Annotated in this window: 6 protein-coding genes and 1 pseudogene; 5 read left to right on the top strand and 2 right to left on the bottom strand. The window is 54.0% G+C overall.

All coding sequences use genetic code 11. The features are described from left to right. The 5 genes and pseudogenes from R6U90_RS12895 to R6U90_RS12875 all read left to right on the top strand — a co-directional run. Positions 1-216: pseudogene (locus tag R6U90_RS12895) on the top strand (translational GTPase TypA); the annotation flags it as partial. 122 nt (positions 217-338) lie between these two features. Then, entirely contained in the window at positions 339-896 is a 558-nt protein-coding gene (locus tag R6U90_RS12890) for a hypothetical protein (RefSeq protein ID WP_410353092.1), read from the top strand. 9 nt (positions 897-905) lie between these two features. Next, on the top strand, positions 906-1,862 hold the full coding sequence (gene pip, locus R6U90_RS12885) for a prolyl aminopeptidase (protein ID WP_410353091.1): 957 nt from the start codon (positions 906-908) through the stop codon (positions 1,860-1,862). Beyond that, complete coding sequence (dtd, locus tag R6U90_RS12880) at positions 1,859-2,311, top strand: D-aminoacyl-tRNA deacylase (RefSeq protein ID WP_410353090.1); 453 nt, start codon at positions 1,859-1,861, stop codon at positions 2,309-2,311. The genes pip and dtd overlap by 4 nt, the downstream gene beginning before the upstream one ends. An 83-nt stretch (positions 2,312-2,394) precedes the next feature. Further along, complete coding sequence (locus tag R6U90_RS12875; protein WP_410353089.1) at positions 2,395-3,045, top strand: hypothetical protein; 651 nt, start codon at positions 2,395-2,397, stop codon at positions 3,043-3,045. Here R6U90_RS12875 and R6U90_RS12870 read toward each other — a convergent pair. Together R6U90_RS12870 and R6U90_RS12865 are read right to left on the bottom strand one after the other, a co-directional pair. Beyond that, the gene (locus tag R6U90_RS12870) at positions 3,026-4,153 is read right to left on the bottom strand and encodes a DUF484 family protein (protein ID WP_410353088.1); all 1,128 of its coding nucleotides are present in this window, start codon (positions 4,151-4,153) and stop codon (positions 3,026-3,028) included. The genes R6U90_RS12875 and R6U90_RS12870 overlap by 20 nt on opposite strands. Further along, positions 4,128-4,510, bottom strand: a 383-nt coding sequence (locus R6U90_RS12865; protein ID WP_410353087.1) for a response regulator, incomplete at its 5' end; no start/stop codon positions are given. The genes R6U90_RS12865 and R6U90_RS12870, both read right to left, overlap by 26 nt.

The raw sequence follows: 4,510 nt of genomic DNA, 5'->3' as shown, positions 1-4,510 counted from the left end.
GTGGTCAATCCCCTCAAGGCCAAACAGCTCACCAACGTGCGTGCAGCAGGTACGGACGAGAATATCGTGCTGACCCCGCCCATCAAGCTCACCCTGGAGCAGGCGCTGGAGTTCATCGACGACGATGAATTGGTGGAAGTAACCCCCAACCATATCCGTTTGCGCAAGAAGTTCCTCAAGGAACACGAGCGCAAGAAGGCCGCGCGCGCCAGCTAAAATCACATCCCTGCCCGCCTTTGCCCAGCGCAAAAAGCGGGTTACCGCCTTGGCGTGTTCAGCATAAAGGCTTTATGATGGATGCCCATCAATAAAAAAGCACGTAGCACAAGGAGGCGGTCATGGTTGGTAAAAAGAACATCGTTTTCGGTTTTATTTATCTGGTCTTTACCGCGGCACTGGGTCTTGTCATGGTCGACAAATATGAAGACTATGGCGCGGCAGTGCAGGATAAACAGGCGGCCGTAGGCCGTCTGCAGCAGCTGCAGACCAATGATTTCGAGGAGATGCTGGAACCACTCAGCGGCGCTGAAATTGCGAAAGCCAATACTTCCGGTATCCTCTCGCTCAACAAGCTGCTTAACCTGGAGAGTGAAATCGACGGGATAAAAGGCGGGGCGCACGCCCACGGTAACCTCGAATCGTTACTCAATATCGCGGTCGGCGTGGTGCTTGGTTTTCTGGCGGTCAACGTTATCTTCAAGCAGGTGATCAGCTGGATGTTTATCGTCGGAACGTTGCTGCATTCGGGCATGCTTTATCTGGGAACTGTCTTCGGTCTGGGCTGGGCCAATGCGATCCTGAATACCGGTATTGGTCCCTTTTTGATTCTGATTGGTCTGGCGCTGGCGGGCATTGCCGCGGCCATGGGTTATCGGGGCGAACCGGTGAAAGACTAGGACGACCGAGTGGAGAACCTCTATCCGGCGATCAAGCCCTATGTAACGCACAGCTTTGCCGTCGAGGTGCCGCACATCCTGCATGTGGAGGAGTGCGGCAGCCCGGAAGGAATCCCTGTGCTGTTTGTCCATGGCGGGCCCGGTTCCGGGTGTGAGGCCTATCATCGGCAATTTTTTGATCCGGAAAAATACCGCATCATATTGTTCGACCAGCGCGGGGCGGGACGCTCCACCCCGCATGCGTCGCTGGAAAACAATACAACCCAGGCACTCATAGCGGACATGGAAGCGCTACGCGAGTATCTCGGAATCGAACAATGGGTGTTGTTCGGCGGTTCCTGGGGTGCAACTCTCTCGCTGGTTTACGCCGAAGCCCACCCTGAACGAATACTGGGGCTCATCCTGCGCGGTATCTTTTTGTGCCGGAGGCAGGAAATTCAATGGTTTTATCAGTATGGGGCACACCGCATATTTCCTGATTACTGGGAAGATTATCTGCGGCCGATTCCACCGGAAGAACGTAACGATATGCTGGGCGCCTATTACCGGCGCCTGACCGGCAACGACGATATTGCCCGGCTGACTGCCGCCAAGTCCTGGTCGTTGTGGGAAGGGCGCGCGGCGACGTTGCGGCCCAGCAAAGGGGTGTTGAACCACTTCGGGGATACCCATACCGCACTCAGCCTGGCCCGGATCGAGGCACACTATTTTATGCATAATGCGTTTTTGCGCGATGACCAGATACTGGAAGAGGCCGGGCGTCTCAAGAATGTCCCCGGTTATATCGTGCAAGGCCGATATGACATGATCTGTCCCATGGAGAACGCATGGCAATTGCACCGGGCCTGGCCGCGTGCGGAGCTGTCGATCATCGCCGATGCCGGGCATTCAGCCTCGGAGCCAGGCATAGTCGACGCCCTGGTGCGGGCAACCCGCCACATGGCCGACGAACTTGCCCCGGCATGATTGCCCTGATCCAGCGTGTGACCACGGCTGCGGTGCATGTCCGGGGCGAGCTGATCGGTGAGATCGGCCCGGGACTGCTGGCGTTCATCGGTATTGAGCAGGGCGACAGCGAGTCACAGGTCGAGCGGCTTTTGCAGCGCCTGCTCGGCTACCGGGTATTTGCCGATGCGCAGGGTAAAATGAACCTGGGACTAGAGGATACCGGCGGTGGCCTGTTGCTGGTGCCACAATTTACTCTCGCGGCGGATACCCGCAAGGGTATGCGCCCGAGTTTCAGTCGGGCCGCGGCACCTGACGAGGGTGAACGGCTGTTTAATCTGTTGCTGGTACAGGCCCGGCGGCAACACGCCCCGGTTGCTGCGGGGCGTTTTGGCGCGGATATGCAGGTTAGCCTGGTCAACGAGGGGCCCGTTACCTTCTGGCTACAGGTTCAACCCGTCACAGAATAATTGATGCAAAAGCGGCCCTGTCGCTGGGGTTGTATCGCCCGACAACCCTGTCCGCGAAACTACGATTAAATTAATGGTGTTCAATGATGTACAAACTCGTGTTTGCCCTGTTTGGTTTTTTATTTGTGGTCGGTTGCGAACAGCAGGCGCCACCGACCGAACAAATCTATCCCTGGCAGGTTACCCGCTTGCCCGATGGGGGTAGTCGTGTCTTCGGAATCCAGTTTAACCAGACTACACTGGAAGGTGCCCGGTCGATTCTCGGCACACGTTATGACGAAGGTCTGTTCGAAAATCCGGATGGCAGTTTATCGCTGGAAATCTATTTTAACGAAGTGACCCTGGGCGGGCTCAGCGGAAAATATATTCTGTTGCTTGATGCCCCACCGTCGCAATTGAAGGCAATCAAGCAACGGGCCACCCGAAGCAAACGGATGGAAAGCGGTGCCAGGCGCTATCGCATGGCACCAGCGGATCGTGAGAAGTTGGACAGCATGGTGATCAGTGCGCTGAGTTATATTCCGTATACCAACCTTGACGAGGAGATGATCCGCCAGCGCTTCGGACTACCCGATGATATTATTGTTCTGAAGGAAGGCAAGCGTCACTGGCTCTATCCGGACAAGGGACTGGATCTTCTGCTGGACGATGATGGCAAGGAGTTACTGCAGTATGTTGCACCCAGAGATTTCGAACGGGTGCGAAAGCCTTTACTCAGGCAGGTTGGTTCATGAGGTCGAAAGTTTCCGCAAGTAAATAGTCGATACGGTTACGGCCGGACTTCTTGGCTATGTATAGAGCCTTGTCGGCCTGTTGTAGCAGATGCTGAGCCGCAGACCGGGAAGCAACATCCGGGTTGCCGACCAGGCTGGCACAGCCGATAGAAATGGTGATATGTAATGGTTGGCCTGCCGCATCCACTGGTTGATGCCGGGCAATTGATGTGCGAATCCGCTCGGCAATATCCATGGCTTCCTGTTTATCTGTACGTACCAACAGGGCGGCAAATTCCTCTCCGCCAAAGCGGGCCATCACGTCGCTGGAGCGCATCTGCCGCTTGATCAGTGATGCCACATCCCGCAAGACAAGATCGCCGATATGATGACCGTGATTGTCATTGAACTGCTTGAAATGATCGATATCAAGAAACAGACAGCTGAGTGCGGCCTGCTCGCGCAGACACCGATCTGTCTCTTCCTCAAGACGTTCGTCGAAATAGCGTCGGTTATGCACACCGGTCAGAGGGTCGAGTAAACCGAGTAATTTGAGTTTTTCACTATTGATTGCACTCTCCAGGCAAACGGCAATTATTGCCGCCAGCCGTTCGAGAAAGTCGGTAGCAACACCCTGAATATACCTTTGCGGTTCGTAGCTTCCAAGATTCAGACTGCCAATGAGTTTTCCCTGACGGACAAGAGGAAACAGCGCTATGCTCGAAGGCAATGTGTCGGTATTGGGAAACAGAAAAAGGTAACAGGACTCGTTACAGCTTCCCAGCCGGGGATGATAGTGCTCGTTAAAATAAGCTTGCAGCGGAGCGGCATCGTCAACAAATAATATATCAGGGTGGCTCTGGTTTGTGATGTCGAGATTTTCCATCACACGACGAATCTCGTATTCAGGGTCAATCAATAAAAGAGTGAGAGCATCAAGATGGAATTCGGCACGATATTCGCTGAATATGGCTTCCAGAAGTTCATGTGCGCTACCGGCACTGATAAATTGCAACTCGTGATCCTGGAAACGACGCAGCTTCTGTTCGTTGCGGCTGGCGTTAGTCTCGTAGGCCTTGAGTTTACGCCGTAACTGACGATTTTCATCGAGCAGATCGTTGTTTCTCATGGCTTTCTTCCATTGAAGGTTCAAAAAATGCGTTGATTATCGCCTGTAAGGTGTCATGACTGACCGGCTTTACCAGAAAATGGTCCATCCCGGCGGCCAGACAGTTTTTCCTGTCTTCGGTAGTGGCATTAGCTGTGAGCGCAATAATGGGGATATGCTGTCGCCGCGGTTCCTGTTTGCGCCAGGCATAAGTGACTTCGATACCGCTAAGCCCTGGCATTCGCATGTCCATCAAGACGAGATCAAATCGTTTTTGAAGAAGTGTGTGTAATGCCTGATTACCGTCTGTAACATGTGTAACCTGATGTCCGTCCATGCGCAGGAACGTGGTTATGACTTTGGCATTGATTTCGCTGT

The sequence above is a fragment of the Thiohalophilus sp. genome (assembly GCF_046483665.1).
GTDB lineage: Bacteria > Pseudomonadota > Gammaproteobacteria > UBA6429 > Thiohalophilaceae > Thiohalophilus.
Note: the sequence above shows the minus strand (reverse complement) of the source record. Positions and strands in the feature narration are given on the sequence as shown.

Coding starts and splice junctions, on each gene's coding strand:
- dtd (WP_410353090.1), top strand. CDS start 1,859: ATGATTGCCCTGATCCAGCGTGTGACCACGGCTGCGGTGCATGTCCGG.
- R6U90_RS12870 (WP_410353088.1), bottom strand. CDS start 4,153: ATGAGAAACAACGATCTGCTCGATGAAAATCGTCAGTTACGGCGTAAA.
- R6U90_RS12890 (WP_410353092.1), top strand. CDS start 339: ATGGTTGGTAAAAAGAACATCGTTTTCGGTTTTATTTATCTGGTCTTT.
- R6U90_RS12875 (WP_410353089.1), top strand. CDS start 2,395: ATGATGTACAAACTCGTGTTTGCCCTGTTTGGTTTTTTATTTGTGGTC.